This window comes from Aeromonas sp. FDAARGOS 1404 (genome assembly GCF_019047085.1).
Lineage (GTDB): Bacteria > Pseudomonadota > Gammaproteobacteria > Enterobacterales > Aeromonadaceae > Aeromonas > Aeromonas veronii.
Genome location: NZ_CP077237.1, coordinates 3,806,107 through 3,830,126 on the forward strand (window position 1 = coordinate 3,806,107; position 24,020 = coordinate 3,830,126).

A 24,020-nucleotide genomic window follows, 5' to 3' on the forward strand; every position below is an offset into this window, starting at 1 on the left:
GGAGTAACGTGCCTCTACCATACCGATATTTGACAGGGCAGCCCAGCCCCTTATGGCGCCACAAGCCAAAAAATGGCGTTTAAAACAGAGACAAAGCCATTGCTCCATCAACAAGAAAGGCCCTTGCGGGCCTTTTTGTCTGGTTCACTTTGTGCGCTTACAGCTGGAATTGAGCCAGCTGTTTGCGTTGCTGCTCGGCGAGCTGGGAGAGCTCGTTGCTGGCACTGGCGCTCTGGCTGATGCCGGCGGAGCTCTGGCTCACGATCTCGTGAATATTGGTGATGTTGCGGTTGATGTCGGCGGTAACGCAGGACTGCTCCTCGGCGGCGGTGGCGACCTGGGCGTTGGCGTCGTTGATCTGGCGCACGGCACCGGTAATGCCGCTCAGCAGATCCTGCACCTGAGCGGACAAGCGCTGGTTATGGCTGAGGATCTCCAGAGTCTCCTGCACGCCGTTGTTGGCGGATTGGGACTGGCTCTGCAGCCGCTCGATGATGGCCTGGATCTCCTTGGTGGAGTCCTGGGTGCGGGCAGCCAGCATCCGCACCTCGTCAGCGACGACGGCAAAACCGCGTCCGGTTTCGCCGGCACGGGCCGCTTCGATGGCGGCATTGAGCGCCAGCAGGTTGGTCTGCTCGGAGATCCCCTGAATCACTTCAATTACCTTGCCGATCTGCTCGGACTGGGATTTGAGCTGGGCCACGATGGCGGCGGCATCTTCCAGACTGCCTGCCATCCGGCTGTTGGCGGCGATGCTTTCGGTAAAGAGGGCGAGCCCCTGTTCGACCCGGCCATTGGCATCCCGTGCCAGCTCGTCGGCGATGGCTGCATTGTGGTTGACGTTATCAGCGGTGCTGGATAGTTCGGTTACGGCGGAGGCGACCTGTTCGATCTCGCTGTGCTGCTGCTTTGCATTGGCCTCGGACTGGGTCATCACGGCGGCCAGCTCGGTGGCGGCGGAGGCGACGCTGTTGCTGATCCCGGTCAGGTTCTCGATGGTGTTGCCGAGCTGGGTAAGGGTGAGGTTGATATCTTTGGCCAGACGGGTCAGTTCGTTGTTGCCCTCCGCTTTGGCGCGCACGTTGAAGCGCCCTTGCGCCACGGCGTGCATCACCTCTTGCAACTGACCGATGGGGCTGACGATGCGCCCGGAGAGGACCCAGCCACAGATCAGCGCCGCCAGCAGGGTACCGGCGGTGAGCAGCAGGGTACGCAGCAGGGTGGCGTCGTAGTGGGCCTGCTCTTCGACCAGCTCTTGCTGGATCAGCTGGTTGATGTGGGCGGACATGCTGTCTATCTGCTTGATCAGCTGTTCACCCAGCTCGCGGAAATGGAGGCGAGCCGCCTCGTAGGCGACCGGATCGCCGCCACCCTGATGTTTTTGCGCCAGCAGCGGCAGCATGTTGCTGCGGGTATGGCTGAGGTAGGCCTGCAGGGCGGCAGCGACCTGACGGTTATCCTGCTCGGCACCGGGGAGCACCAGACGGCCGAGGATGGCGTTGATCTCCTGCTCGGCGCTGTTGAGGTTTGCGGGCAGAGCGGCAAACAGCTTGGCATCGTAGAGGCCATAGATGGCGCTGGTACGCAGCCGGTAGGTGGCGTGGATCAGTTTGGCAATATCGTCCTTGTGCTGGACCACGGTCTGGGTCGTCTCATCTATGTCATTGATGGCTTCATCCAGACCCTGTTTGCTGATGGCGATCATCACCATCATCAGCAGGCTGGCCAGCAGCAAAGGTATCAAGACCTGGACACGTATTGATAGATTATTCAATGACATAAATGGCTCTAATCCGGAATTGGAGGAGCCGACATCTTACACATGCACGTCAGGAGCTGTCACAGGCTTTTATTGCTGAAATGTGCTGAAGAAAAGGTTTTTTCTTGTGAGAAAGGAGCCATTTAGGAATGATTGAGCGCTTTATCCCCTGAATATGTGGTACAACTGGCTGGGTTGTGTCAATCCTGTCCCGTTTTCGTGATTTCCCGCTCTCGTCATATGGAGGTGTGTTGTGTCCAGCTGGATCGATCCGGCCATTCTGGCTCTGTTTATCCCGACCTTTTTCTTTGTCTCGGTGACCCCCGGCATGTGCATGACCCTGTCGATGACCCTGGGGATGAGCCTGGGGGTGCGCCGTACCCTGCACATGATGTGGGGGGAGCTGATCGGGGTCGGGCTGGTCTCGGTGCTGTCGGTGATCGGGGTGGCAGCCATCATGCTCAACTATCCGGGGATCTTCGCCGCCTTCAAATATGTGGGGGGCGCCTATCTGGTGTGGCTTGGCATCCAGATGTGGCAGGCCAAGGGGAAGATGGCCATTCCGGCGGATCTCTCGGCCGGTCAACAGACCAGCGCCATGGGGCTGGCGCTGCAGGGCTTTGTCACCGCCATCGCCAACCCCAAAGGGTGGGCCTTCATGATCTCCCTGCTGCCCCCCTTTATCTCTGCCGACAAGCCGATGGCGCCGCAGATCAGCGCGCTGGTGGCGCTGATCCTGGTCATCGAGTTCTCCTGCCTGCTGCTCTATGCCAGCGGCGGCCGCACTCTGCGCCACTTCCTCGCCAAGAGCGGCAACGTCACCTTGATGAACCGCATCGCCGGTACTCTGATGCTGGGGGTGGGAGTCTGGCTGGCGCTCGGGTAAGAGCTGTCAGTGACTCTCGCCACAAAAGAAAAATGCCACCGATCGGTGGCATTTTTTATGGGCGCCGAGTGGCTCAGCGAGGCTTGAAACGCTCGACCCAGGGGTTGGCGGTGAGACCGTGCAGGATGACGCTCAATATGATGGTGCAGAGCACGGTGGCGATGATGGGGCGCTGGCCAATCAGGGAGGGCTCGTTTTGCAGCACCATCACCGCAAAGACGATACTGGCAAGGCCCCGCGGGCCGAACCAGCCGATAAAGAGCTTGAGCTCTGGCTTGAGGCCGGTACCGATGAGGCTCAGCCAGACCGGCACCATCCGCAGCAGGGTGAGGCTGGCAATGGCATAGAGCCAGTATTGCCAGTGCAGCAGCTCCGGCAGAATGGGCATCAGGGTCGCGCCAAAAACCATCCAGATCACCACGGAGAGCAGGTCGCCGTAGCCTTCGCAGCTGTCCATATAGGCGTGCTTGTGCTCGCCGAGCCGGTGGCCGATAAAGAGGCCGCCGACAAAGGCGGCGATAAAGCCGCTCCCCCCGAGAGTCTGTGCCAGCGCAAAGCAGAGCAGGGCCAGCCCCGGCATGGTGAGCTGGCGCCAGAGCGGCAGTTGCCAGCCGTTGAGATAGGAGATTTTCAGTAGCCGGATGGTGAGGCTGGTCAATACAAAGGCGACCAGCAGGCCAATGCCGATCTCCTCCAGCATCAGGGTGATAGCCAAGGTGGCGGTGCCTGCGTGCTGCTCTGTGGGGGCGATAAGAGCCAGCAGCAGAAGCAGCACAGGCACGCAGATACCGTCGTTGAGGCCGCTCTCCTGATTGAGCCCTTCACGCACCGGTGCCGGCACCGCGGGGTTGCTTACCACCGCCTTGCCGAGCGCCGCATCGGTGGGGGCAAGAATGGTCGAGAGGATCGCCATCTCCAGCAGTGGCAGGTCGGGGAAGATCCAGTGGCCAAACAGGGCGCCACAAAGCAGGGTGAGGGGCAGGCCAATCAGTAGCAGCCGGATGGGGAGCTGGCGGTTGGCCAGCAATACCTGCCAGTTGGTGTTGGCGGCATCGTTGAACAGCACGATGACCAGCGTCAGCTCGGCCAGCAGCTTGATGCCGGCGCTGTCGATAGAGAGGGAGAGCAGCTCCAGCCCTCCCGGCCCCAGCAGCCAGCCGGTCAGCAGAAATAGCAGGGGGCCGTTGACCAGTTTTGACTCGAAGCGCCCCGCGATCAGGCTGTAGATCAGCAAGAAGGCGGCGATTACCGCCAGATTCTGGTAAAGCAGGTGTGCATCCATACAACCTCCTTTCTGCCCCCGCAGGGGCGGTTTAATCGGTCAGGCAGTCGGGATCGAACACATACTCCCCGTCCAGCCAGCGCACGATTTCGTCGACGCAGGATTGGTCACGAAACGGCAGATAGCGCGCCTTGAGGGCGGCAATCTGCTCGGGGGTGAGCTGTGCCAGCCCCAGATCCTGAAACAGCGGCAGGTCGGCCTCGATCATCGCCGAGATCTGCGGGCCGCAGGTGGCGTTGAGGGCGGCATGCAGCGCCTTGTCGGGGTCGTACTGCTTGCCGAGTCGGTAGCTCATCGGCAGGGTGGCGAGGGGCAGGGCGGAGAGCGCCGCCTGTTTCATCGGGTTGACCGCGTGGCCAGAGACCAGCTCTGCCAGCTCGGCAGGGCGATTCTCGAAGGCGCGCAGGTGCAGGTAGCTGCTCGCCTTGCTGCCATCGTTGACCGGGTAGTTGTCCCACAGGAAGGGCTTGCGGCCGAGCAGTTCGGTCACCTGCTTGAGGTGACTGGCTGGATATTCGCTGGAGCAGACCTTGGGGCCGGTCCAGAAGATCTCGAAACGGCGATCGAGCTGCTCGCCAAGCTCCTCCAGATAGCGGGGAGGCATGGCGCCGAACACCTTCTCCAGCACCGGATCGGTCGAGTAGTAGCTGGGGCAGAAGATGAGGCGGGTCGCCTTGCTGTGGGCCGCGATGTCGTGGGCGATGGTGAGCTGGTGACGGGCCAGATCCGGGGTATCCCCCTTCATGTCGTCAAACAGCACCGCCAGAATATCGGGCTGGAGCATCTCGTCGATGAGGCGCACTTTCTCAAGCAGCGCCGAGCGTTTGCGATCGTAGTCGTGATGAGCCCCCATGGGGCTCAAGCCCACCCCGAAGGCGAGCCCGTTGGCGCGGCACTGGCGCGCCAGTTCGGCGAGATCGGCCAACTGCTGCTCGGGCCAGGGGAGGGCCCAGTGTTTGCGCAGATAGCCATCCTCTTTCGGGGCGTAGATATAGAAACCGTAGCCGTGGCGTGGCAGCCACTGGGCGTAGCGGGCGCGGGCCTGCCAGCTCCATCCCTTGCCAAAAAAGCCTTCAATGACCCCCAGATTGGCTGTGGGGGGCAGGGGGCCGGACAGCAAACTTTGATATGGCATAACACTCTCCCTTCTTGCTGGGGACTTGATACGGGACGGTCGGTCAGACCGGGTCCTCTTCCTGAAAGCGCACCCCGATCTTGCTCGGCACGCTCTCGTCCATTTCGGCCACGGTCCAGATCAGGCCCTGCCATTCGATGTTGTCACCGACCACCAGATTATCGCCCAACTGACTGGCAATAAAATCGCCCAGTGTCTGATCCGCCACCTCGCTCACATCCAGCCCGTAGAGAGGGGCGAGATCCACCAGCCGTGCGGCCGCTTCCAGCAGGAAGTCACCGAAGAAGCGGGGGCCGAGATCCTGCTCCGGCGCCTGACTGAACAGCTGACCGAGGGCTGGGAGGTCACGTTCGTGGCCGATCACGCAGAGGATGTCATCGGCCTGAAGACAGGTACTACCCGAGGGGTGGAGCAGCTCGCGGCCACGAAAAAGGGCGCAGATCCGGGTGCCGGCAGGCATCTGCAGATCCCGCAGTGGCGAGCCGATGCACCACTTCTCCTCCCCCAGCTGGTAGACGAAGGTCTCCCACTGGCTGTCGAGATCGATCTCCAGCCCCGAGCGATTGATGGGCGACGGTGGTGCTGGCACCTCCACCCGCGCCAGTTTTGAGGCCAGCGGCAGCGAGCTGCCCTGCAAAATCAGCGAGACCAGCACCACGAAGAAGGCAACGTTGAAGTAGAGCTGGGCGTTGGGCAGCCCTGCCATCATGGGGAACACCGCCAGAATGATGGGCACGGCGCCGCGCAGGCCAACCCAGGAGATAAACCAGCGCTCGCGGGGGGCGAAGTTCTTGAACGGCAGCAGCCCGATCCAGACCGACACCGGGCGAGCAAACAGGATCATCCACATCGCCAGCGCCAGCGCGGGCAGGGCGATGGGCAGCAGCTTGTGGGGGGAGGCGAGCAGCCCCAGCACCAGAAACATGCCGATTTGGCTGAGCCAGGTCAGACCGTCCAGCACCGACAATGTGGTGCTGCGGCTGCGCAGGGCGAGGTTGCCGAGCAACAGACCGGTGAGATAGATGGCAAGAATGCCGCTGCCACCGACCGCCGTGGTGAGGGCGAAGATCAGCAGACCGCCGCTGACGGTGAGCAGCGGATAGAGTCCCGGCGCCAGACGGGCTGTGTTGATAAGACGCCACAGCAGCCAGCTGCCGCCAAGGCCAATCCCGGCGCCAAGACCAAACTGCTTGACCAGTTGCAGCAGCAGGAAGCCCCCATCCAGCCCTTGTTGGGCGGTGGCGAGCACCTCGATCAGGGTGACGGTGAGAAACACCGCCATGGGGTCGTTGCTGCCTGACTCTATCTCCAGCGTCGCGCTCACCCGCTCGTTGAGGCTGCGTCCGCCAAGCAGGGAGAAAACCGCCGCCGCATCGGTGGAGCCGACGATGGCACCGATCAGCATCCCCTGCATCAGGTTGAGGTCAAACAGCCAGGCGGCGGCGAGACCCGTCAGGCCGGTGGTGATGGCCACCCCGACCGTCGCCAGCGACAGGGCAGGCCAGAGCGCCACCCGGAACGAGGAGACCCGGGTGCGCATGCCGCCGTCGAGCAGGATGATGGCGAGCGCCAGGTTGCCCACCAGATAGGCGATGGAGTAGTCAGCGAAGTGGATGCCACCGGGGCCATCCTCACCCGCCAGCATGCCGACGGCGAGGAAGATAACCAGAATGGGAATACCGAGGCGGGAAGAGAGGGCGCTCAACAGTACGCTGGCTCCCACCAACAGGGCAGCGACAAAAAAGAAACTGTTGATGGTAGCGGCATCCAAGGGCGAACTCCTTCCTGGTAATGTGCAAAGTAGGCACATTATATGCAGTTAGGCCCCCCTTGTGTGGCTTATTTGTGCATCAATTTGCACTTTCTTACATTTTTCATCCCTTTTTTCAGCATGGCCGCGCCATATTCTGACAGTGACGGGGTTAACGAAAGCGGAGTCAAAGGAGCGTCGATTTCAGGATGCGCAGGGAGAAGAAGGTGGAGAAAAGTGAAACGGCACAGCAGAGGGAGAGGGGAGCACAAGGGTGCTCCCCACGGGATGGGGCAGGATTCAGTCGTCCTCGTCATCCTTCACTTCGCGGATCTTGTCCTTGTAGTTGGGCAACTGCTTCTCCAGCCGTTTCATGTCTTTGATGGCATTGAGAAACAGCCCGAGCAGGAACAGCAGCGGCAACCCTATCCACAGCCAGAGATTCATGGGATTTTCCTTTCGTCAGGACAGGTGGTGACATAACGGGCCAAAATTTCATCAAGGTTGGCCAATATGGTCGACTTGCCTTCAATATCCGCCTGTTGCAGGCAAAGCGCCAGTGCCGCGGGATCGAGCCGCAGCTCGTCGGACTCCAGCGAGAAGCTGATATGCCAAGGCTCGTAGGCGACCCCGCTCTCTGCCCCGACCGGTTTGGCATAAGGGAGGAAGAAGCCGAAGTCGCTCATATGGTCGCTGAGCCACTCGCTGAGATCCGCAAACCAGCCCCCGGCTTCATACTCCCACGGCTCCAGTGCCAGCTTGGTGTTGGCGGGCAGACAGTCCGGGTCATAGATGTCGAGATCGGTGCCCCAGTGGTGGCGACTGGTGCCCGGCAGGGCGCTCCAGCGCAGGATGGCGTGCAGTCGCTCTGTCTCGCCCAGTTGTAGGGCATCGATGGGTTGGCTGTTGGCATCGAGCAGCGGCCGTTCGCCACGCCATTTGCCATTCCAGATGGCGAGCTGGCGCTCGAAGCTGCGCCAGCTGGAGGCCGCCTGCAGGTTGAACCCCTCGTAGGAGGCCGCCACCTGCATGTCGTTGAAGGCCGCCGCGGTGGCTGCGGTCAGACGATGGGGGCCGCGCCCCACAACAATAAGGTGGCTCTCATCGAGCCCCATCAGTTGTTCCTGCGTCATGCCAGCAATCTCTCGAGCACCCCTTGGTACATGTCAGCCAGCAGATCCAGATCGTCCACCTTCACGCACTCGTTCACCTTGTGAATGGTGGCGTTGACGGGGCCAAGCTCGACCACTTCGGCGCCGGTGGGGGCGATAAAGCGCCCGTCGGAGGTGCCGCCGGTGGTGAGCAGGGCCGGTCGCTGACCGTTCACCGCCTCGATGGCCGCCACGGCCGCATCGAGCAGCGCGCCGGTATCAGTGAGGAAGGGCTGGCCGGAGAGGGTCCAGCTCAGCTGATAATCGAGGCCATGTTTATCCAGCAGCGCTTCGACCCGCTCACGGATATCTAGGTCGGTCAGTTCGGTACTGAAGCGGAAGTTGAACTGTACCTGCAGCTCGCCTGGAATGACGTTGGAGGCGCCTGTGCCGGCCGAGATGTTGGCGATCTGGAAGCTGGTGGGCGGGAAGTAGGCGTTGCCCTCATCCCACACGGTGGCGGCGAGTTCCGCCAGCGCTGGCGCGGCTTTGTGAATGGGGTTGTCAGCCAGATGGGGATAGGCGACATGGCCCTGCACTCCGCGCACCAGCAAATCGCCGGTGATGGAGCCGCGGCGGCCGTTCTTCACCACATCCCCGACCACGGCGGTAGAGGAGGGCTCGCCGACGATGCACCAGTGGATCTTCTCGTTACGGGCCTCCAGGGTGTCGATCACCCGGGTGGTGCCATTGATAAAGGGCCCCTCCTCATCGGAGGTGATGAGAAAAGCGATGGACCCGGTGTGATCCGGATGCTCGGCCACGAAGCGCTCGACCGCCACCACCATGGAAGCCAGCGAGCCCTTCATGTCGGCGGCGCCGCGCCCATAGAGCACGCCATCCTTGATGGTCGGCTCGAACGGCGGGGTGCGCCATTTGTCCAGCGGCCCGGCGGGCACCACGTCGGTGTGACCGGCGAAGCAGAACAGTGGCCCCTCGCTGCCACGGCGGGCCCAGAGGTTGGTGGTGTCCTCAAACACCATGGGTTCGATAACGAACCCGACACTGGCGAGGCGCTCCGCCATCAGGGTCTGGCACCCTTCATCGAGAGGGGTAACGGAGGGGCGGCGGATCAGATCCTTGGCCAGTGCGATGACATCCGACATCAGTTGTCCTTAGTTGTCCTTAACGGGAAAAGAGGGATTGGTAGTGATCAGCCTTGAAACCCAGAGTCAGTTCGCCGTCACGATCCAGCAGCGGACGCTTGATCATGGCCGGATGTTCCAGCAGCAGGGCGCGTGCCTTGGCGGTGTCGAGTCCTTGTTTGGCCTCATCCGGCAGGGCGCGGAAGGTGGTACCGCGACTGTTGAGCAGGGCTTCCCAGCCGAGTTTTGCCAGCCAGCTGTCCAGATCGTCCGGATTCAGGCCGTCGGCGCGGTGGTCGTGAAAGCGGTAGTCGATACCGGCCTCATCCAGCCACTTGCGGGCTTTCTTGATGGTGTCGCAGTTCTTGATGCCATAGAGGGTGATGGCCATGGGGAGTCCTTCTCTTGTGGGCGCTGGCCGTGGCCGTGCCCGAAAATCCGAATCAACAGAGTGCAAGGGCCCGATTCTGGCATTGTGGCAATCCCATGGCAACGCCGATGGTCTGGCTCGCGGGTTTTACCGGAACTGGTCACACCTGAACGGCGATTTTGAGCACAAGGTCAGAAGCAGTGGGGCTGGCATGCCCAATGAGGTTGGGTATTACGGGAGAAGATCGACTATTGCAGGAGAAAAAGAGAAGGGGGCAAACAGCCAAAACGCGCCAGCGGGCGCGTTTGGGTCGGCATCATCAAGCACCTCAATCAGTGCAGGGTGGTCCACTCATGGTCAAAGACCCGGGCCCGTTCCCAGGGTGCATCAGGCAGGCTGGAAGAGAGGCCAGTGTATTTGCCCACGTCGTCCACCACGATGGCGGAGAGGATCGGCAGGTTGTTTTCGGTGCAGTACATGCGGATGCGTTGCAGCAGGGTGCGCAGTTCATCCTGGCACTGCTCCAGCCCGGCCTGCTTGGCCAGTTTGGAGTAACGAATGGTAGTGCGTTCCTTTGCAGACTCGACGAGGATGTCCCACAGCTTGTAGTCGCAGGTCGAAGCACCTGCGGTGGCTTGGCTTGTCATAACTCTCTCCGGCGCGAAATGGTCGCTATGTGTCGAAGCGCATCTTCGCCAGTTCGGCGCCGTCAGATGTTGATCCAACGCAAAAAAGAGGGGAGTCGCGTCACACAATTCCCGGATATGGGGTGATAAAGGTTTTCCGGCAGTTGAAATAACGAAAAATTGTTACATGGCCGACATATTATGCTAATGAATCACGGTGACGGCACCTTTATTGATAGGGATCAAAGGCAAACAGTGGTCAGATCACTAGATTTCGCTCTTCGATAAATTTATCAGGAGTGAATATTGGAACTTTTATTCGTCTTGCTCGTTCTGGTCGCCGTGGTCTACGGCATCATCAAGGATTACAACCCGCAGGCGGTGCTGGCGCTGGCGGGCATGGCCATTTTTGCAGTGGCCTACTGGTTGGGGCTGCACCCCATTCTCCCCGCTGACAAGAGCACCGGCTTCGCCCTGTTCGACCTGTTCGAAGTGTTCAAGGGGATCTTCTCCTACCGCGCGGCGGGCCTCGGCCTCACCATCATGGCGGTGGCGGGTTTTGCCACTTACATGTCTCATATCGGGGCCTCCCAGGCGCTGGTGCGAGTGGCGGTCAAGCCGGTGGCCGGCATCCAGTCCAGCTACCTGATGCTCTCCATCTGCTATCTGGTAGCGGTATTCGTCTCCCTGTTCGTCACCTCCGCCACCGGCCTTGGCCTGCTGTTGATGGTCACCATGTATCCGGTGATGCGCAACCTCGGCATCAGCCCGGCCTCCGCCTGTGGTGTCATCGCCACCTCCCAGGCGTTTGAAATTGGCCCGACCCAGACCAACGCCATCTTCTCCGCCGGTCAATCCGGCATGGATCCGACCAGCTATTTCGTTGACTACCAGGTCTGGCTGGTGGCTCCCATGCTGCTGGTGACCATGGTGCTGCACTTCTTCTGGCAGCGTCACTGCGATCGCAAGGATGGCTGGGATCCTGCGCTCCATCGCGGCGATCACGCCGAGCTGGACGAACAGGGCACCGAGAGCGTGCAGGCGCCCACCTGGTATGCCCTGCTGCCGATCATCCCCTTCGTGCTGATGATGACCTTCTCCAAGCTGCTGGTGAGCGACATCAAGATGAGCGTGGAGGTGGCCATGCTGCTGTCGGTCTTTATCGGCATGCTGTGCGAGCTGCTGCGTACCCGCTCGGTGCGCACCGCTTTTGCCGGGCTGTCGAGCTTCCTCGACGGCATGGGCAAGGTGTTTGGCCCTGTGGTGGCGCTGATCGTCTGTGCCGAGCTGTTTGCCGAATCCCTCAAAGCGATTGGCGCCATCGACACCCTGCTGCACTCAGCCAGCAATGCCGGCATCGGCAGCGGCCTGATGACCCTGGTGATGGTGGGCCTCATTATGGTGGCGGCGGTCATCATGGGCTCCGGCAACGCGGCGTTCCTCAGCTTCTCGACTCTGGCGCCTGCCGTGGCAGCCAAGTTCGGCGTACCTGCGGTGACCATGCTGCTGCCGATGCAGCTCGCCTCCAGTATCGGCCGCACCGTCTCCCCGATTGCGGCGGTGCTGATCGCCTGTGCGGGCATCGCCAAGGTCTCCCCCTTCGTGGTGGTCAAGCGCACCTGCGTGCCCATGGCGGGGGCGCTGGTGACGGCGTTGACCCTCAACTATCTGCTGTTCATGTAAAAGCTGTGGTTTACAGGGCGGTCGGCCACCCGGATCGGGCTGGCTGACCGCTGTTGGCAAGGCGGGTGTAACAGCCCGCCGTTCCACATTGTTGCAAAAACAATCTGATTTTTTCGCAGATTGTTTCATGGAGAAGATAATGACCAACCTCACGCGCCCGTTTTCCCTCGATACCTATCTGGCCGATCTGGCCCCGCTCATCAACCTCGATTGCGGCACCCGCACCCCGGCCGGGGTGGCCAAAGTGGCCGACATCATGACCGAGAAATATGAGGCCATCGGCTGGCAGGTGACTCGTCACCAGTTCGCCGCCGAGTGCGGCCCCTGCCTTGAGGCAACCAATGCCCCGGGGGCCGATCACTACGACGTGATGCTGGTGGGCCACATGGACACCGTCTTCCCCGAGGGGACGGCGGCCAAGCGCCCGCTCAAGATTGAAGGCAATCAGGCCTTTGGCCCCGGCGTCTCGGATATGAAGAGCGGCCTGCTCTCCACCTGGTATGCCTTAAAAGAGATGGATCCGGCGCAGCTGGCCAAGCTCAGGGTGCTGGTCTGCTGCAACTGCGACGAGGAGATTGGCTCCCCCTGGTCCAAGGATTGGCTGGTGGAGAAGGCCAAGCAGAGCGGCTGCGTGCTGGTGGCCGAAGCAGCGCGCCCGAGCGGCGATCTCATCAGCGCCCGCAAGGGCAATGCCAAGTACCGTATTACCTTCCACGGCAAGGCCTCCCACGCCGGTTCGGCGCTGACCGAAGGGGTCTCCGCCATCACAGAGCTGGCGCACTGGGTGCTGGCCATCAATGAGCAGGTCAATATGGAGACCGGCACCACCATGAACGTGGGGGTGGTGCAGGGCGGCACCGGCGTCAACGTGGTGCCCGACTATGCCGAGGCGATCGTCGATCTGCGCTTCTGGAGCAATGCAGAGGCGGCAGCGGTGCACGAGCGGCTCACCTTTATGGCCAACAACCCCTTCCTTGCGGGCTGTCGGGTCGAGGTGGATCGCCAGACCTTCAAGCCGGCGATGCGCCCGAGTGGCGACACCGAGGCCGTGATGGCGCTGGTGGAGGCGGCTGCGAAAGAGGAGGGGATCACCTTCAACTGGCTGGAGGCCGGTGGCGGCTCGGATGCCAACTTTACCGCAGCGGCGGGTGTGCCGTCGCTGGATGGCTTCGGCCCCATGGGCGGCGGTTTCCACTCGGAGGCGGAATTCCTGCTGCTCGATAGCATAGAGCCGCGCATCCGCCTGCTGCAGCGGGTGCTGGGCAAGCTGGCCAAATAGGTCGGCGTTAAGGACAAGCAAAACGGGAGGCCATCGCCTCCCGTTTTTTATCTGCCGTACCTGCGAAGATTCATCCCGCAGAGCAGTTTTTCTTGCACCCTCAACCCTCATCCTCCAGCAGATAGGCAAGCTGCTCCTGACGGGCAACCTGCCAGTGGCCGAGCACCAGCGGCGCCGCAAAGCCCGGGCCGTCGGTCACCATGGTGTGGTACTCCCCCTGCTCGCCGCAGGCATCGAAGCCCTGGCTTGTCGCCAGTTGCTGCAACTCGGCGAGGGTGGCCGCATCCAGCGTGCGTCCCACCCACTCGGAGGCCAACACTTTGGTATCGACGCAGGAGAGATGGGCGACGATGCCGCGGGTCAGCAGATCCGCCAGCAGCGCCTCGCGGGAGAGTTGCCAGAGAGGGGTGTGAACTTTGATCCCAAGCGGGCGGCAGCGCTCGCGGATCCAGTTAGGCGCGCCGCCCACGCTGTCGATATCGCCGGTGACCACCCCATCGAGTTGCCACTCCTCCTTAAGCTTGGCCAGCGCCCGCTCATAGCCGAGATCGAACGGCGCCTCTATGGTGACCAGCAGATGGGGCAGCGCGAGGGCCGCTGCCTGTCGACGTACTTGCGACAGGGGATGGGCCAGAAAGCGGGGGGCAGGGGGAGCAAAGGTAGCCAGAGCCACCACCTGATGGCCCGCTTCACGGGCATGGCAGAGGGCCTGCATGGCATCCTTGCCGCCGCTCCAGAGCACGATGACGCGAGACATGGGGGTTATTCCGCAAAGAAAAGAGGGGTCATGCTACCCAGAGTGCGGGCGGTTGGCAAAGCAGTATGGTGTGCGCCACCAAAGCACAGGCCCCCGTGCGGGGGCCTGTGGCAGTGATTGAACAGCGATCGCCGGTCAGAGCAGGATGCTGGTCAGGATAAAGCCCAGCGAGCAGGAGGTCACCACCCCGATCAGCCCCGGAATGATGAAGCTGTGGTTGATGATGAACTTGCCGATGCGGGTTGTACCGGAGCGGTCAAAACCGATACAGGCGAGATCGCTCGGGTAGGTCGGCAGCACGAAGTAGCCGTAGCTCGCCGGCAGGAAGGCGATCAGCAGTTTCGGCTCCACGCCCAGCGCCAGACCCATGGGGGCGATGGCGGTGAGGGCGGCGGCCTGGCTGTTCACCAGCTTGGAGATGAGGAACAGCACCAGCGCGTAGGTCCAGGGCTGGGCCTGTACCACGTGGGCCAGGGTCTCTTTGAGCAGCGGCATGTGAGCCTGGAAGAAGGTTTCGCTCATCCAGGCAACCCCGAATACGGAGAAGATGGCGACCATGCCCGCCTTGAAGACGGCGCCGTTGGCGATCTCGCCCGGCTTGACCTTGCAGCGCATCAGGATGATGGCACCGGCGATCAGCATCATCATCTGGATCACCAGGTTCATGGAGAGCGGGCCAGTCTTGTCCTTGATGGTGAAGACGGGACGCAGCGCCTCATCGGCACCCAGCAGCACCACGGCAGCGATGGCGGCGAAGAAGATCCAGGTAGACCAGTAGGCCTCTTTCGGGAACTTGGTGTTGAGCAGGGTCTCGCCACCACCGTAGATGAAGGCGCGCTGCTCCGGATCCTGGATCTTGGCCTGGAACTCCTCGTCCTTGTCCAGATCCTTGCCGCGGCGCAGGCTCCACAGGGCCGCCACGATGACACCTGTCAGGGAGGAGGGGATGGCGACCATCAGGATGTCGAGCAGACCATAGGCCTGACCGATACCGTGGCCGGCCGCCAGAATGGAGACCATGGAGACCACGGCAACCGATACTGGCGAGGCGCAGATGGCCATCTGGGAGGCAACGGAGGCGACAGCCATCGGGCGCTCGGGACGGATGTTCTTCTGCAGCGCGATGTCGGCGATGATGGGGAACATGGTGTAGACCACGTGGCCGGTACCGCACAGGAAGGTGAGGGTCCAGGTGGTGAGCGGTGCCAGGATAGTGATGTATTGCGGGTGACGGCGCAGCAGACGCTCGGCTACCTGCATCATCAGGTTGAGACCGCCGGCGGTCTGCAGGGTGGCGGCACAACCGATCACTGCCAGAATGGTCAGCATTACCTGCACCGGCGGTTCGCCCGGCACCAGACCGAAAACGAAGGTCAGCAGGAAGAGACCGATACCACTGATGAGACCAAGCCCCATGCCACCAAAGCGGGTACCGAGCAGCAAGCAGCCGAGTACCACCAAAAATTCCATCAAGATCATTCCATTACCTCGTGTGATTCAACCCATATTGCCGCGGGTAGCCTGAACCATGAATTGTCATTGTCTGTTTTATTTAGCCCAAAAGGGTTAGTTGCTATTCTGCTCCCCTGAAAAAGTGAAAAAATTGAGTTACTTCAATAACTCGATGAATTTTTGATTAAACCACTTAAAAACCACGTACTAATAAACACATCATTTTTGTCACCAAGTGGTATCACTCGGGGCCAAGCCAGCGGGAGGTCATGGTGGCAGCACAGTGCGGCAACAGGGCTGCAGGGGAGGGGCATAAAAAGGGCTCGATTGCGGCAGAAGAGGGGGAAAAAGCCAGCGCTCAGGCTATTTTTGCCAGCAAGGGCTGACTTCGGTGGGTTGGCTCACTTGGCCGCAGGTGCTTGCTGCAGATAGCGGCGCTGATAATCCTCGCTCAGCTTGGCAATATCCAATCTGGCAATGGCCTGTGCCACCCGTTGCTGCAACGCCTGCTGATCGGGGCGAAACATGATGTGCAGGCTCTTGTGTTCGAGGATCTTCGGGTGAAATTGCAATCCGGCGCTGCTCAGCTTGCGATCATGGTTGATGAGCCAGTGAAAGACATCCCGGTCGATCACCGCCAGATCGAGCCGGTCGCGCTGTAATTTGCGCAGGTTGAGCAGGTCTGCATCGACGGCGGCAGTGTTGAGGCGCTTGCTAGCCATCAGGGCATCGAATTCACGGGTGTTGACGTATCCCTCCACTACGCCGATCCGGTAGGGGGCGAGATCCGTGAGCTGCTGCCAGGGGATGGGGGGGCCTGAGCGCTGCGCCATGCCCAGCACACTGTCGCCTACGCTGGCGGAGCTGCGCCACAGGGTGGGCAGGGTGTCGGAGAGGTACTCGGGAAAATAGCCGCTATAAGGCTGGGTCGGGTCGGCCGCCAGCCGCACTGCCCGTTGCCAGGGGTAGAAGTCGAATGTCACCTCCAGTCCCGCTTCGGCAAAGGCGCGCTTGACGATATGACCGGTAAGGCCGCCATCGGGCAGGCTCTGGCTGGTGTAGGGGGGCCACTCCAGGGTAGTCAGACGAACGGGCTCGGCCCACAGTTGAACAGGCATGCAGGACAGTAGTAGCGAGAGCAGCAGGCGATATCCCATAGGCGACGAGTTCCTTGTGCCGGTTGATCCTGAGTATCATCCATAACGGTGACAATAAAAAAGCCGACCCACAGGTCGGCTTTTGCAATGCAGTGGCAAGATGCCGCTGATCAGAATTCAGCGGTACGCGGAGTACGCGGGAACGGGATCACGTCGCGGACGTTGCCCATGCCGGTCACGTAGACCACCAGACGCTCGAAGCCCAGACCGAAGCCGGAGTGTGGCACGGTACCGAAGCGACGCAGGTCGCGGTACCACCAGTAATCTTCCTTGTTCAGGCCCATCTCGGCCAGGCGGGCATCCAGCACGTCCAGACGCTCTTCACGCTGGGAACCACCGATGATCTCGCCGATGCCCGGTGCCAGTACGTCCATCGCGGCAACGGTCTTGCCGTCGTCGTTGAGGCGCATGTAGAAGGCTTTGATATCTTTCGGGTAGTTCTTCACCACCACCGGAGACTTGAAGTGTTCCTCGGCCAGATAGCGCTCGTGCTCGGAGGAGAGATCGATACCCCAGGAGACCGGGAACTCGAACTTCTTGCCGCAGTTTTTCAGCACTTCGATGGCGTCGGTGTAGTCGATCTGGGCGAAGTCGGAGGAGACGAAACGCTCCAGACGGCCGATAGCATCCTTGTCCACGTGCTGGGCGAAGAACTCCAGATCGTCGCGACGCTCGGTCAGTACGGCGTTGAAGACATACTTCAGCATGGCTTCGGCCAGTGCGGCGTTATCTTCCAGATCGTTGAAGGCCACTTCCGGCTCAACCATCCAGAACTCGGCCAGGTGGCGGCTGGTGTTGGAGTTTTCAGCGCGGAAGGTCGGGCCGAAGGTGTAGACCTTGGAGAGTGCGCAGGCATAGGTTTCGGCGTTCAGCTGGCCGGATACGGTCAGGAAAGCCTCTTTGCCAAAGAAATCTTCGTTGTAGTCCACCTTGCCGGCGTCGGTGCGCGGCAGGTTTTCCATGTCCAGAGTGGAGACGCGGAACATCTCGCCGGCACCTTCGGTGTCAGAGGCGGTGATGAGCGGGGTCGCAACCCAGAGGAAACCCTCTTCGTGGAAGAAGCGGTGGATGGCTTGCGCCAGGCAGTGACGAACGCGGGTCACGGCGCCAACAATGTTGGTGCGCGGGCGCAGGTGAGCCTGTTCACGCAGGTATTCGATGCTGTGGCGCTTGGCGGCCATCGGGTAGGTGTCCGGATCTTCGACCCAGCCGACTACCTTCACCTCGGTCGCCTGCAGTTCGAAAGCCTGGCCGCTGCCCTGAGAGGCGGCAACCACGCCGGTCACTTCCACGGAGCAGGCAGTGGTCAGACGCAGCACTTCATTCTCGTAATTGGCCAGGGTATTGGGGACAACTGCCTGTACCGGATGGAAACAGGAGCCATCGGAAATGGCCAAAAATGAGATCCCCGCCTTGGAATCACGGCGAGTCCGGATCCACCCTTTGACAGTTTGGGTGGTGCCGACCGGATACTTACCGGCCAGCACATCTACTACGGATGCGTGCGTCATCGAAATATTGTCTCCAGCTTGTTCTTGCAGCGCTATTTGCAACACTAGGGAGTCTGGCCCGGGCACAGATGGCCCACCATGGCAGACTAAGCCGTCAATCTTACCCGCGCGGGTTTGATAAACAAGCAAAAATGTCGGACTCTGGTGGGGTTTTCGGCATGGTTCACTCAACAAGAGTGTCACGGGCGCAGGAGAGGTGGGTGAAAGATCGGCGGCATGGGCCAGATTGGCTGACACGGGTGTTGCAGGGGCTGGTGATGCTCTGCTGGGGCGGCTTTATCGTGCTGCTCTCCCTTTACCACTATGCCCGTCCCGAAATTGCCTACGGTTTTCTGGTCTATGGCGGGATCGAGGTGCGCGATTATTGGGACCCGGCCCTTACCCCCTGGCTGGTCTACGGGCTCTGGAGCTGCTGCGCCCTGACGCTGGCGGTGTTGCTGCTGGAGCGCAAGCGCAGCCGCCGTCAGGATGACTCCCGGCATGTCAATCTGGCCATCCTGCTATTGGTGCTGATCGCCAGCTTGCTCTTCTACTACGTCGGTTAAGCGCCCGCCTCAGCGGGGCTGATCCGGCTCCTGCCTGCTGGCCTTGGTGCGCTTGCCGAGCTGGCGCTCCACGCTGTCGAGCATCTGGTTGTAGGCTACCGCCACCCGGCCAATCTCGTCGCCGTCATCCCCCTCCAGCCGGTGGCCGAAGTCGTGCAGGTCGGTGGCCTCTTCCATGGAGCGGGTCAACTGGTTGAGGGGGCGCACGATCCAGGTGCGGATGACCCAGAGGGTCAGCAGCAGTCCCATCCCGAAGATGCCGGTGAGGATCAGCGCCGAGGTGAGGATATTCTGCTCGACCCGGGTAAACAGCGAATCGAGGGAGTAGTCAAAGCGCACCGCTCCAAGCACGGTATTCTCCGGCACCAGATGACAGCTGGTGCAGTCGGTGCCGCGAAAATCCTTCTTGGCCAGCAGCGGTCGGGTGACCACCAGACGGCTGTGCATGCCGTTGTGCACCACCTCCAGACTCCCTTTGCCCACCAGAGCCAGCTCATCAAACTCATCCTTTACCTGTTCGGTCTCCCGTCCCGGCCCAAACTGTTTGCTCACCGCGTCTCCACGGACGATGCGGGCATCCTCCACATGGGCATGGTCGAGAAATTTGCCGCGCAGGGTATCGCGGGCATCCATCTTGCCGGTCAGCATCAGCATGTTGAGGCCGTCGAAATAGGCTTCGGTCTGCTCGCGGCTCTGCTCCTTGATGAGGGTCAGGATGAGATCGCGCTCGCGCACCGCCTGATAGGCTGCGGAGAAGACCAGTACCATGGAGAAGATGAAGAGCAGGAAAAAGTTGATTTTGGCAGCAATGGAGAGGCGCATGAGCAGTCTTTCTTGATGGTAAAACCGCAGCAGTTTACCCCTCTTGGGGCCTCAGGTCTGGTGTTTTGCTCACATTACGGCAAGTGAAACTGCACTGAAGTGGATAAAGTTGCCCTCTTTATATATCAAATGCGGGTAGCCAAACGGGCGGCAGCGATGGCCGCCCGCTGTATGCATTAAAACTCGCCCTCGGTGATGGCCTGACGGATGGCGCCGGTCAATACCCGCAACTCTTCAGGGGTGATGACGAACGGGGGCATCAGGTAGACCAGCTTGCCAAAGGGGCGGATCCAGGCGCCCAGTTCGACAAATTTGCGCTGGATGCGCGCCACATCCACCCGCTCTTTCATCTCCACCACCCCGATGGCGCCAAGCACTCGCACATCCGCGACCGCTGGGTGCAGGGTCAGCTCTACCAGTTCTGTTCGCAGCTGATGCTCGATGGTGCGCACCCGCTCCTGCCAAGGTGAGGTCAGCAGCAGATCGATGGAGGCGTTGGCCACCGCGCAGGCGAGCGGGTTGCCCATAAAGGTGGGGCCGTGCATAAAGACGCCGGCCTTGCCGTCACAGATGGTGCGGGCGACATGCTCGGTGGTCAGGGTCGCCGAGAGGGTGAGGTAGCCGCCGGTAAGCGCCTTGCCCAGACACATGATGTCGGGGCTGATCCCCGCCCAGTCGCAGGCAAACAGCTGGCCGGTGCGGCCAAAGCCGGTGGCAATCTCGTCAGCTATGAGCAGCACGCCGAATTCGTCGCACAGGGCGCGCACCCACTGCAGATAGCGGGGGTGATAGAAGCGCATGCCGCCAGCGCCCTGTACTATGGGCTCAAGCACGATGGCGGCGATCTCCTCGTGATGATCCGCCATGAGTGTCGCCAGCTCCACTACGCACTGCTCATCCCACTCGGCGTGGAAGCGACAGCTCGGCGCATCGACAAAATAGTGTTCCGGCAGAAACCCTTTGTAGAGCTCATGCATGCCGCCATCGGGATCGCAGACGCTCATGGCGCCAAAGGTGTCGCCGTGATAACCGCTGCGCAGGGCGACAAATTTGGCTCTGGGCGTCCCCTTGGCATGCCAGTACTGCTGGGCCATCTTGAGTGCCACTTCCACTGCCACCGAGCCGGAATCGGCCAGAAATACCCGATCAAGCCCCTTCGGAGTGATCTCCACCAGTTTGCGGCAGAGCTCGACCGCCGGGGTGTGGGTCAGCCCGCCAAACATCACGTGAGACATCTTGCCGAGCTGGGCGGTGGCGGCGGCGTCCAACTCCGGCACCTGATAGCCGTGCACGCAAGCCCACCAGGAGCTCATGCCATCCACCAGTTCACGGCCGTCGCTGAGGGTGATGGTCACCCCTTTGGCGCTGGCCACTTCATAGCAGGGCAGGGGGTGAGTGAGGGAGGTATAGGGGTGCCAGATGTGGTGCAGGTCGAATTCTTGATTGGTCATTTGTTGTTCTGTTGTCAATTGGTTTGATCTGGTCGGTGTTGACAGTCTACGCGTGCTCTCTACACTAGCCAACAATTTCAGCCACTTGGCACTGCGCATAACCCTGAGCGCGCGGGCCCGGCGGCGGGTTTTGTGGCCGTCAATCCCAAGATGGCGGGCGCAGGATCCCACTAATAACAACCGGAAGCCATGTATGAATGCTCTCACCGCGGGCGGTCACGCCCTTCGCCATGACTGGACCCTCGCCGAGGTTCAGGCCCTGTTTGCCCTGCCGTTCAACGATCTGCTGTTTCAGGCCCAGACTGTCCACCGCGCTCACTTTGACCCGAACGAAGTGCAGGTGAGCACCTTGCTTTCCATCAAGACCGGTGCCTGCCCGGAAGATTGCAAATATTGCCCCCAGAGCGCCCGTTACCACACCGGTCTTGAGGCCGAGCGGCTGATGGAGGTGGAGAAGGTGCTGGAGCGGGCCCGCGAAGCCAAGGCCAACGGCTCGTCCCGTTTCTGCATGGGGGCCGCCTGGCGCAATCCCAAAGAGAAGGACATGCCCTACATCATCCGGATGATCGAGGAGGTGCGCGGGCTCGGCATGGAGACCTGCATGACGCTGGGGATGCTCACCGCCGATCAGGCGGCGCGTCTTGGCGCTGCGGGGCTCGATTACTACAACCACAACCTCGACACCTCGCCGGAGTTCTACGGCGAGATCATCTCCACCCGCACCTATCAGGATCGGCTCGATACGCTGGAGCATGTGCGTGGCGCGGGCATGAAGGTCTGCTCCGGCGGCATCGTCGGCATGGGTGAGCAGGCCAAGGATCGGGCGGGTCTCTTGATGGCGCTGGCCAACCTGCCGCGCCACCCGGAGAGTGTGCCCATCAACATGCTGGTCAAGGTGAAGGGAACGCCGCTGGAGAACGAGGAGAACCTCGATCCGTTCGAATTTATCCGCACCATCGCCGTGGCACGGATCATGATGCCCGCCTCCCATGTGCGCCTCTCTGCCGGGCGGGAGAAGATGAACGAGCAGATGCAGGCCATGTGTTTTATGGCGGGGGCCAACTCCATCTTCTACGGCTGCAAGCTGCTGACCACCCCCAACCCGGACGAGAACAGCGACATGCAGCTGTTCAAGCGGCTCGGTATTCGTCCCGCCCAGCGCGCCCAGAAACCGGATCAGGTTCAAGAAGAGGAGCTGCTGGCCGAGGTGAGCCGCCAGAGCGAACCTGCCGAAATGTTTTATGACGCCACCCGCCCCCGTGCCGAGGCTGCGCGGTCATGACTGGCCCAGCAGTAACAGGCCCCTTTGGGTTGAGCGCGGCGCTGGCCGGGCGCGAACAGGCCAATCTGCTGCGTCGCCGCATCGCGACCGACGGGGCGAGTGGCGGGCTGCTCAGGGTTGCAGGGCGCGACTACCTCAACTTTTCCGCCAACGACTATCTGGGGCTGGCGGATCACCCCGCCATCAAGACCGCCTTCAACGCGGGGATTGAGCTCTATGGCGCGGGCTCCGGCGCCTCGCCACTGGTGACCGGTTACAGCCGTGCCCACCAAGAGCTTGAGGAGACTCTGGCCGAGTGGCTCGGAGTGGAGGCGGTGCTGCTCTTCAATTGCGGTTTTTCCGCCAATCAGGCGGTGCTCAAAGCCCTGTTCGGCAAGGAGCATCTGCTGTGGCAGGACAAACTCAACCACGCCTCCCTGCAGGAGATCGGCAGCCAGCTCCCTTGCAAGATGAAGCGTTTTGCCCACAACGATATGGCGGCCCTTGAACGGCAGCTTGAGCCAAATCGCGGGCTCATCGTCTCGGAAGGGGTGTTCAGCATGGACGGGGATCAGGGCCCCTGGCGCGAGCTCGCAATCCTCGCCGCCCGGAGCGGCAACTGGCTGATGATCGACGATGCCCACGGCCTCGGTGTGCTGGGGCCTGAGGGGCGCGGCACCCTGGCGGCGCAGGGAGTAAATCCTGCCAACGTGCATATCCAGATGGGCACTTTTGGCAAGGCGCTTGGCGTCGCTGGCGCCTTTGTCGGCGGCAGCCGCGAGCTGGTGGAGTATCTGGTCAACTTCGCTCGCCACTATGTCTACAGCACCCATATGCCCGCCGCGCAGGCCTGTGCGGTCAGCAAGAGTATCCAACTGGTACGCGCCGCCGAGGATGCCCGCGCCCATCTTGGCCAGCTGATCGCCCGCTTCCGGCAAGGGGCAGAGGATCAGGGTTGGCAACTTGGTGCCAGCAATACCCCGATCCAGCCGCTGCTGGTGGGGGAGAGCAGTGTTGCCCTGCAACTGGCTGAACGGCTGCGGGAGCGCGGCGTCTGGGTGAGCGCCATCCGCCCGCCCACTGTGCCAGTCGGTACGGCCCGGCTGCGTATTACCCTGAGCGCGGCTCACCGCGAGCAGGATGTGGATCGCCTGCTCGATGCCTTGGGGGTCTGCCCTGCAGCGACAACGCTTGGGGAGACTCATCATGGCTGAGCGTTTTCAAACGGTCGACAAGGCGCAGCTTGCTCGCCGTTTCGGCGCCGCCGCTCGTCACTACGATGCCCATGCCCGCTTTCAGCAGGAGGTGGGGCAGGCGTTGCTGGAATGGATGCCGAGCAGGCCGGTTGGCACTGATCTGACGGTGAGCGGGCTGGATCTGGGCTGCGGTACCGGCTTTTTCTTGCCCCAACTGGCGAACCGTTGTCAACAGCTGGTGGGGCTGGATCTCGCCCCCGGCATGCTGGCGCAGGCCGCCTTGCGTGACAGCGGTGCTCGCCTGCTCTGCGGCGATGCGGAGCAGCTTCCTTTCGCCGATAACGCGTTCGACTGGGTTTTCTCCAGTCTGGCGCTGCAGTGGTGCGAGCGCCCGGCCCAGGCTTTCGGCGAGCTGCTGCGGGTGGTCAAACCGGGCGGCCAGATCTTTTTCTCGACCCTGCTCGATGAGTCGCTCTGGCAGTTGCGAGCCGCCTGGCAGCAGCTTGATGGTCGCGCCCATGTCAATCGCTTCCTCAGCCTGCCACAATTGGAGCAGGCACTGGCGAGCGCCGGGGTATCTGCTCCCGAGCTGCGTTGTATCACTTGGGATCTCGCCTATCTTGAATTGCCGCAGTTGTTGCGTGATCTCAAGGGGATTGGGGCCAATCAGGTCAATGACAATCAGGGGAGTGCCGCCCCGGCCGGTCTGAGCGGGCGCGCCAGATTGCAGCAGCTGGCGCAGGCGTATGAGGCGTTTCGCCAGCCCGATGGCAGGCTGGTCGCCAGTTATCGGGTGTGCCTCGGCCGTCTCAGCAAGCCTCGCTGAGCGCCGGGAATCGCATTGTGTGCAGGGTAGTCAACG

General features: G+C 61.6%; 22 protein-coding genes. 7 read left to right on the top strand and 15 right to left on the bottom strand.

Annotated features, from left to right (window positions below):
• Positions 1-157 precede the first annotated feature (157 nt).
• Entirely contained in the window at positions 158-1,780 is a 1,623-nt protein-coding gene (locus I6L34_RS17700; RefSeq protein ID WP_216955082.1) for a methyl-accepting chemotaxis protein, read from the bottom strand.
• Positions 1,781-2,012: 232 nt separating this feature from the next.
• Between I6L34_RS17700 and I6L34_RS17705 the strand changes: the two genes are divergently transcribed.
• Entirely contained in the window at positions 2,013-2,645 is a 633-nt protein-coding gene (locus I6L34_RS17705; protein ID WP_005344345.1) for a LysE family translocator, read from the top strand.
• A gap of 73 nt (positions 2,646-2,718) precedes the next feature.
• On the opposite strand, the gene I6L34_RS17710 is transcribed toward I6L34_RS17705, so the two are convergent.
• The 8 genes from I6L34_RS17710 to I6L34_RS17745 form a co-directional block, all read right to left on the bottom strand.
• Positions 2,719-3,927, bottom strand: coding sequence for a sodium:proton antiporter (locus I6L34_RS17710; protein ID WP_013723945.1), 1,209 nt, complete (start codon positions 3,925-3,927; stop codon positions 2,719-2,721).
• Between the two features lie 31 nt (positions 3,928-3,958).
• A complete protein-coding gene (locus tag I6L34_RS17715) occupies positions 3,959-5,062 on the bottom strand; it encodes a beta-N-acetylglucosaminidase domain-containing protein (protein ID WP_216955083.1) in 1,104 nt (367 codons plus the stop codon).
• A 43-nt stretch (positions 5,063-5,105) separates the two neighbouring features.
• Positions 5,106-6,833 (bottom strand): potassium/proton antiporter, encoded by a 1,728-nt coding sequence (locus I6L34_RS17720; RefSeq protein ID WP_216955084.1) that lies wholly within the window; start codon positions 6,831-6,833, stop codon positions 5,106-5,108.
• A gap of 279 nt (positions 6,834-7,112) precedes the next feature.
• On the bottom strand, positions 7,113-7,259 hold the full coding sequence (locus I6L34_RS17725; protein ID WP_005337933.1) for a hypothetical protein: 147 nt from the start codon (positions 7,257-7,259) through the stop codon (positions 7,113-7,115).
• Positions 7,256-7,945, bottom strand: coding sequence for a M15 family metallopeptidase (locus tag I6L34_RS17730; RefSeq protein ID WP_216955085.1), 690 nt, complete (start codon positions 7,943-7,945; stop codon positions 7,256-7,258). Before I6L34_RS17730 ends, I6L34_RS17725 begins: the two co-directional genes overlap by 4 nt.
• Positions 7,942-9,069 (bottom strand): succinyl-diaminopimelate desuccinylase, encoded by a 1,128-nt coding sequence (dapE, locus tag I6L34_RS17735; RefSeq protein ID WP_216955086.1) that lies wholly within the window; start codon positions 9,067-9,069, stop codon positions 7,942-7,944. The genes I6L34_RS17730 and dapE overlap by 4 nt, the downstream gene beginning before the upstream one ends.
• 19 nt (positions 9,070-9,088) lie before the next feature.
• A complete protein-coding gene (locus I6L34_RS17740; RefSeq protein ID WP_005337930.1) occupies positions 9,089-9,439 on the bottom strand; it encodes an ArsC family reductase in 351 nt (116 codons plus the stop codon).
• Between the two features lie 311 nt (positions 9,440-9,750).
• A complete protein-coding gene (locus I6L34_RS17745; protein ID WP_005337929.1) occupies positions 9,751-10,065 on the bottom strand; it encodes a hypothetical protein in 315 nt (104 codons plus the stop codon).
• A 285-nt stretch (positions 10,066-10,350) separates the two neighbouring features.
• On the opposite strand from I6L34_RS17745, the gene dcuC reads away from it, so the two are divergent.
• Complete coding sequence (dcuC, locus tag I6L34_RS17750; protein WP_216955087.1) at positions 10,351-11,727, top strand: C4-dicarboxylate transporter DcuC; 1,377 nt, start codon at positions 10,351-10,353, stop codon at positions 11,725-11,727.
• Positions 11,728-11,866: 139 nt separating this feature from the next.
• Entirely contained in the window at positions 11,867-13,006 is a 1,140-nt protein-coding gene (locus I6L34_RS17755; RefSeq protein ID WP_216955088.1) for a M20 family metallopeptidase, read from the top strand.
• Between the two features lie 100 nt (positions 13,007-13,106).
• Here I6L34_RS17755 and I6L34_RS17760 read toward each other — a convergent pair whose 3' ends face one another.
• From I6L34_RS17760 to asnS, 4 genes are all read right to left on the bottom strand, one after another.
• A complete protein-coding gene (locus I6L34_RS17760) occupies positions 13,107-13,763 on the bottom strand; it encodes a hypothetical protein (protein ID WP_216955089.1) in 657 nt (218 codons plus the stop codon).
• A gap of 135 nt (positions 13,764-13,898) precedes the next feature.
• Positions 13,899-15,242: an anaerobic C4-dicarboxylate transporter gene (locus I6L34_RS17765; RefSeq protein ID WP_041208381.1), complete on the bottom strand. Its 1,344-nt coding sequence runs from the start codon at positions 15,240-15,242 to the stop codon at positions 13,899-13,901.
• A 374-nt stretch (positions 15,243-15,616) separates the two neighbouring features.
• Entirely contained in the window at positions 15,617-16,372 is a 756-nt protein-coding gene (locus I6L34_RS17770) for an ABC transporter substrate-binding protein (protein WP_075115474.1), read from the bottom strand.
• A gap of 110 nt (positions 16,373-16,482) precedes the next feature.
• Positions 16,483-17,883, bottom strand: a complete 1,401-nt coding sequence (gene asnS, locus I6L34_RS17775) for an asparagine--tRNA ligase (protein WP_043818544.1) — start codon at positions 17,881-17,883, stop codon at positions 16,483-16,485.
• 200 nt (positions 17,884-18,083) lie between these two features.
• Here asnS and I6L34_RS17780 point away from each other — a divergent pair, with 200 nt between their 5' ends.
• Positions 18,084-18,428 (top strand): hypothetical protein, encoded by a 345-nt coding sequence (locus tag I6L34_RS17780; protein ID WP_005359354.1) that lies wholly within the window; start codon positions 18,084-18,086, stop codon positions 18,426-18,428.
• A gap of 9 nt (positions 18,429-18,437) precedes the next feature.
• On the opposite strand, the gene I6L34_RS17785 is transcribed toward I6L34_RS17780, so the two are convergent.
• Both I6L34_RS17785 and bioA read right to left on the bottom strand, forming a co-directional pair.
• Entirely contained in the window at positions 18,438-19,250 is an 813-nt protein-coding gene (locus I6L34_RS17785) for a HAMP domain-containing protein (protein WP_075115475.1), read from the bottom strand.
• A gap of 176 nt (positions 19,251-19,426) precedes the next feature.
• Positions 19,427-20,701 carry an adenosylmethionine--8-amino-7-oxononanoate transaminase gene (gene bioA, locus I6L34_RS17790; RefSeq protein WP_075115476.1) on the bottom strand — a complete coding sequence of 425 codons (1,275 nt, stop codon included), beginning with the start codon at positions 20,699-20,701 and terminating at the stop codon, positions 19,427-19,429.
• A gap of 193 nt (positions 20,702-20,894) precedes the next feature.
• On the opposite strand from bioA, the gene bioB reads away from it, so the two are divergent.
• From bioB to bioC, 3 genes are read left to right on the top strand one after another with little or no spacing between them, the layout of a single operon-like run.
• Entirely contained in the window at positions 20,895-21,983 is a 1,089-nt protein-coding gene (bioB, locus tag I6L34_RS17795; RefSeq protein WP_216955090.1) for a biotin synthase BioB, read from the top strand.
• Positions 21,980-23,176, top strand: a complete 1,197-nt coding sequence (gene bioF / locus I6L34_RS17800; protein WP_216955091.1) for an 8-amino-7-oxononanoate synthase — start codon at positions 21,980-21,982, stop codon at positions 23,174-23,176. Before bioB ends, bioF begins: the two co-directional genes overlap by 4 nt.
• Positions 23,169-23,984 (top strand): malonyl-ACP O-methyltransferase BioC, encoded by an 816-nt coding sequence (gene bioC / locus I6L34_RS17805; protein ID WP_216955092.1) that lies wholly within the window; start codon positions 23,169-23,171, stop codon positions 23,982-23,984. Before bioF ends, bioC begins: the two co-directional genes overlap by 8 nt.
• The last annotated feature ends 36 nt before the right edge of the window (positions 23,985-24,020 follow it).

What these genes read in the sequence shown, in the direction of transcription:
- I6L34_RS17700 (WP_216955082.1), bottom strand. Translation starts at nt 1,780, where the DNA reads ATGTCATTGAATAATCTATCAATACGTGTCCAGGTCTTGATACCTTTG.
- I6L34_RS17710 (WP_013723945.1), bottom strand. Translation starts at nt 3,927, where the DNA reads ATGGATGCACACCTGCTTTACCAGAATCTGGCGGTAATCGCCGCCTTC.
- I6L34_RS17715 (WP_216955083.1), bottom strand. Translation starts at nt 5,062, where the DNA reads ATGCCATATCAAAGTTTGCTGTCCGGCCCCCTGCCCCCCACAGCCAAT.
- I6L34_RS17725 (WP_005337933.1), bottom strand. Translation starts at nt 7,259, where the DNA reads ATGAATCTCTGGCTGTGGATAGGGTTGCCGCTGCTGTTCCTGCTCGGG.
- I6L34_RS17730 (WP_216955085.1), bottom strand. Translation starts at nt 7,945, where the DNA reads ATGACGCAGGAACAACTGATGGGGCTCGATGAGAGCCACCTTATTGTT.
- dapE (WP_216955086.1), bottom strand. Translation starts at nt 9,069, where the DNA reads ATGTCGGATGTCATCGCACTGGCCAAGGATCTGATCCGCCGCCCCTCC.
- I6L34_RS17740 (WP_005337930.1), bottom strand. Translation starts at nt 9,439, where the DNA reads ATGGCCATCACCCTCTATGGCATCAAGAACTGCGACACCATCAAGAAA.
- I6L34_RS17745 (WP_005337929.1), bottom strand. Translation starts at nt 10,065, where the DNA reads ATGACAAGCCAAGCCACCGCAGGTGCTTCGACCTGCGACTACAAGCTG.
- I6L34_RS17755 (WP_216955088.1), top strand. Translation starts at nt 11,867, where the DNA reads ATGACCAACCTCACGCGCCCGTTTTCCCTCGATACCTATCTGGCCGAT.
- I6L34_RS17760 (WP_216955089.1), bottom strand. Translation starts at nt 13,763, where the DNA reads ATGTCTCGCGTCATCGTGCTCTGGAGCGGCGGCAAGGATGCCATGCAG.
- I6L34_RS17765 (WP_041208381.1), bottom strand. Translation starts at nt 15,242, where the DNA reads ATGATCTTGATGGAATTTTTGGTGGTACTCGGCTGCTTGCTGCTCGGT.
- I6L34_RS17770 (WP_075115474.1), bottom strand. Translation starts at nt 16,372, where the DNA reads ATGGGATATCGCCTGCTGCTCTCGCTACTACTGTCCTGCATGCCTGTT.
- asnS (WP_043818544.1), bottom strand. Translation starts at nt 17,883, where the DNA reads ATGACGCACGCATCCGTAGTAGATGTGCTGGCCGGTAAGTATCCGGTC.
- I6L34_RS17785 (WP_075115475.1), bottom strand. Translation starts at nt 19,250, where the DNA reads ATGCGCCTCTCCATTGCTGCCAAAATCAACTTTTTCCTGCTCTTCATC.
- bioA (WP_075115476.1), bottom strand. Translation starts at nt 20,701, where the DNA reads ATGACCAATCAAGAATTCGACCTGCACCACATCTGGCACCCCTATACC.
- bioB (WP_216955090.1), top strand. Translation starts at nt 20,895, where the DNA reads ATGAATGCTCTCACCGCGGGCGGTCACGCCCTTCGCCATGACTGGACC.
- bioF (WP_216955091.1), top strand. Translation starts at nt 21,980, where the DNA reads ATGACTGGCCCAGCAGTAACAGGCCCCTTTGGGTTGAGCGCGGCGCTG.
- bioC (WP_216955092.1), top strand. Translation starts at nt 23,169, where the DNA reads ATGGCTGAGCGTTTTCAAACGGTCGACAAGGCGCAGCTTGCTCGCCGT.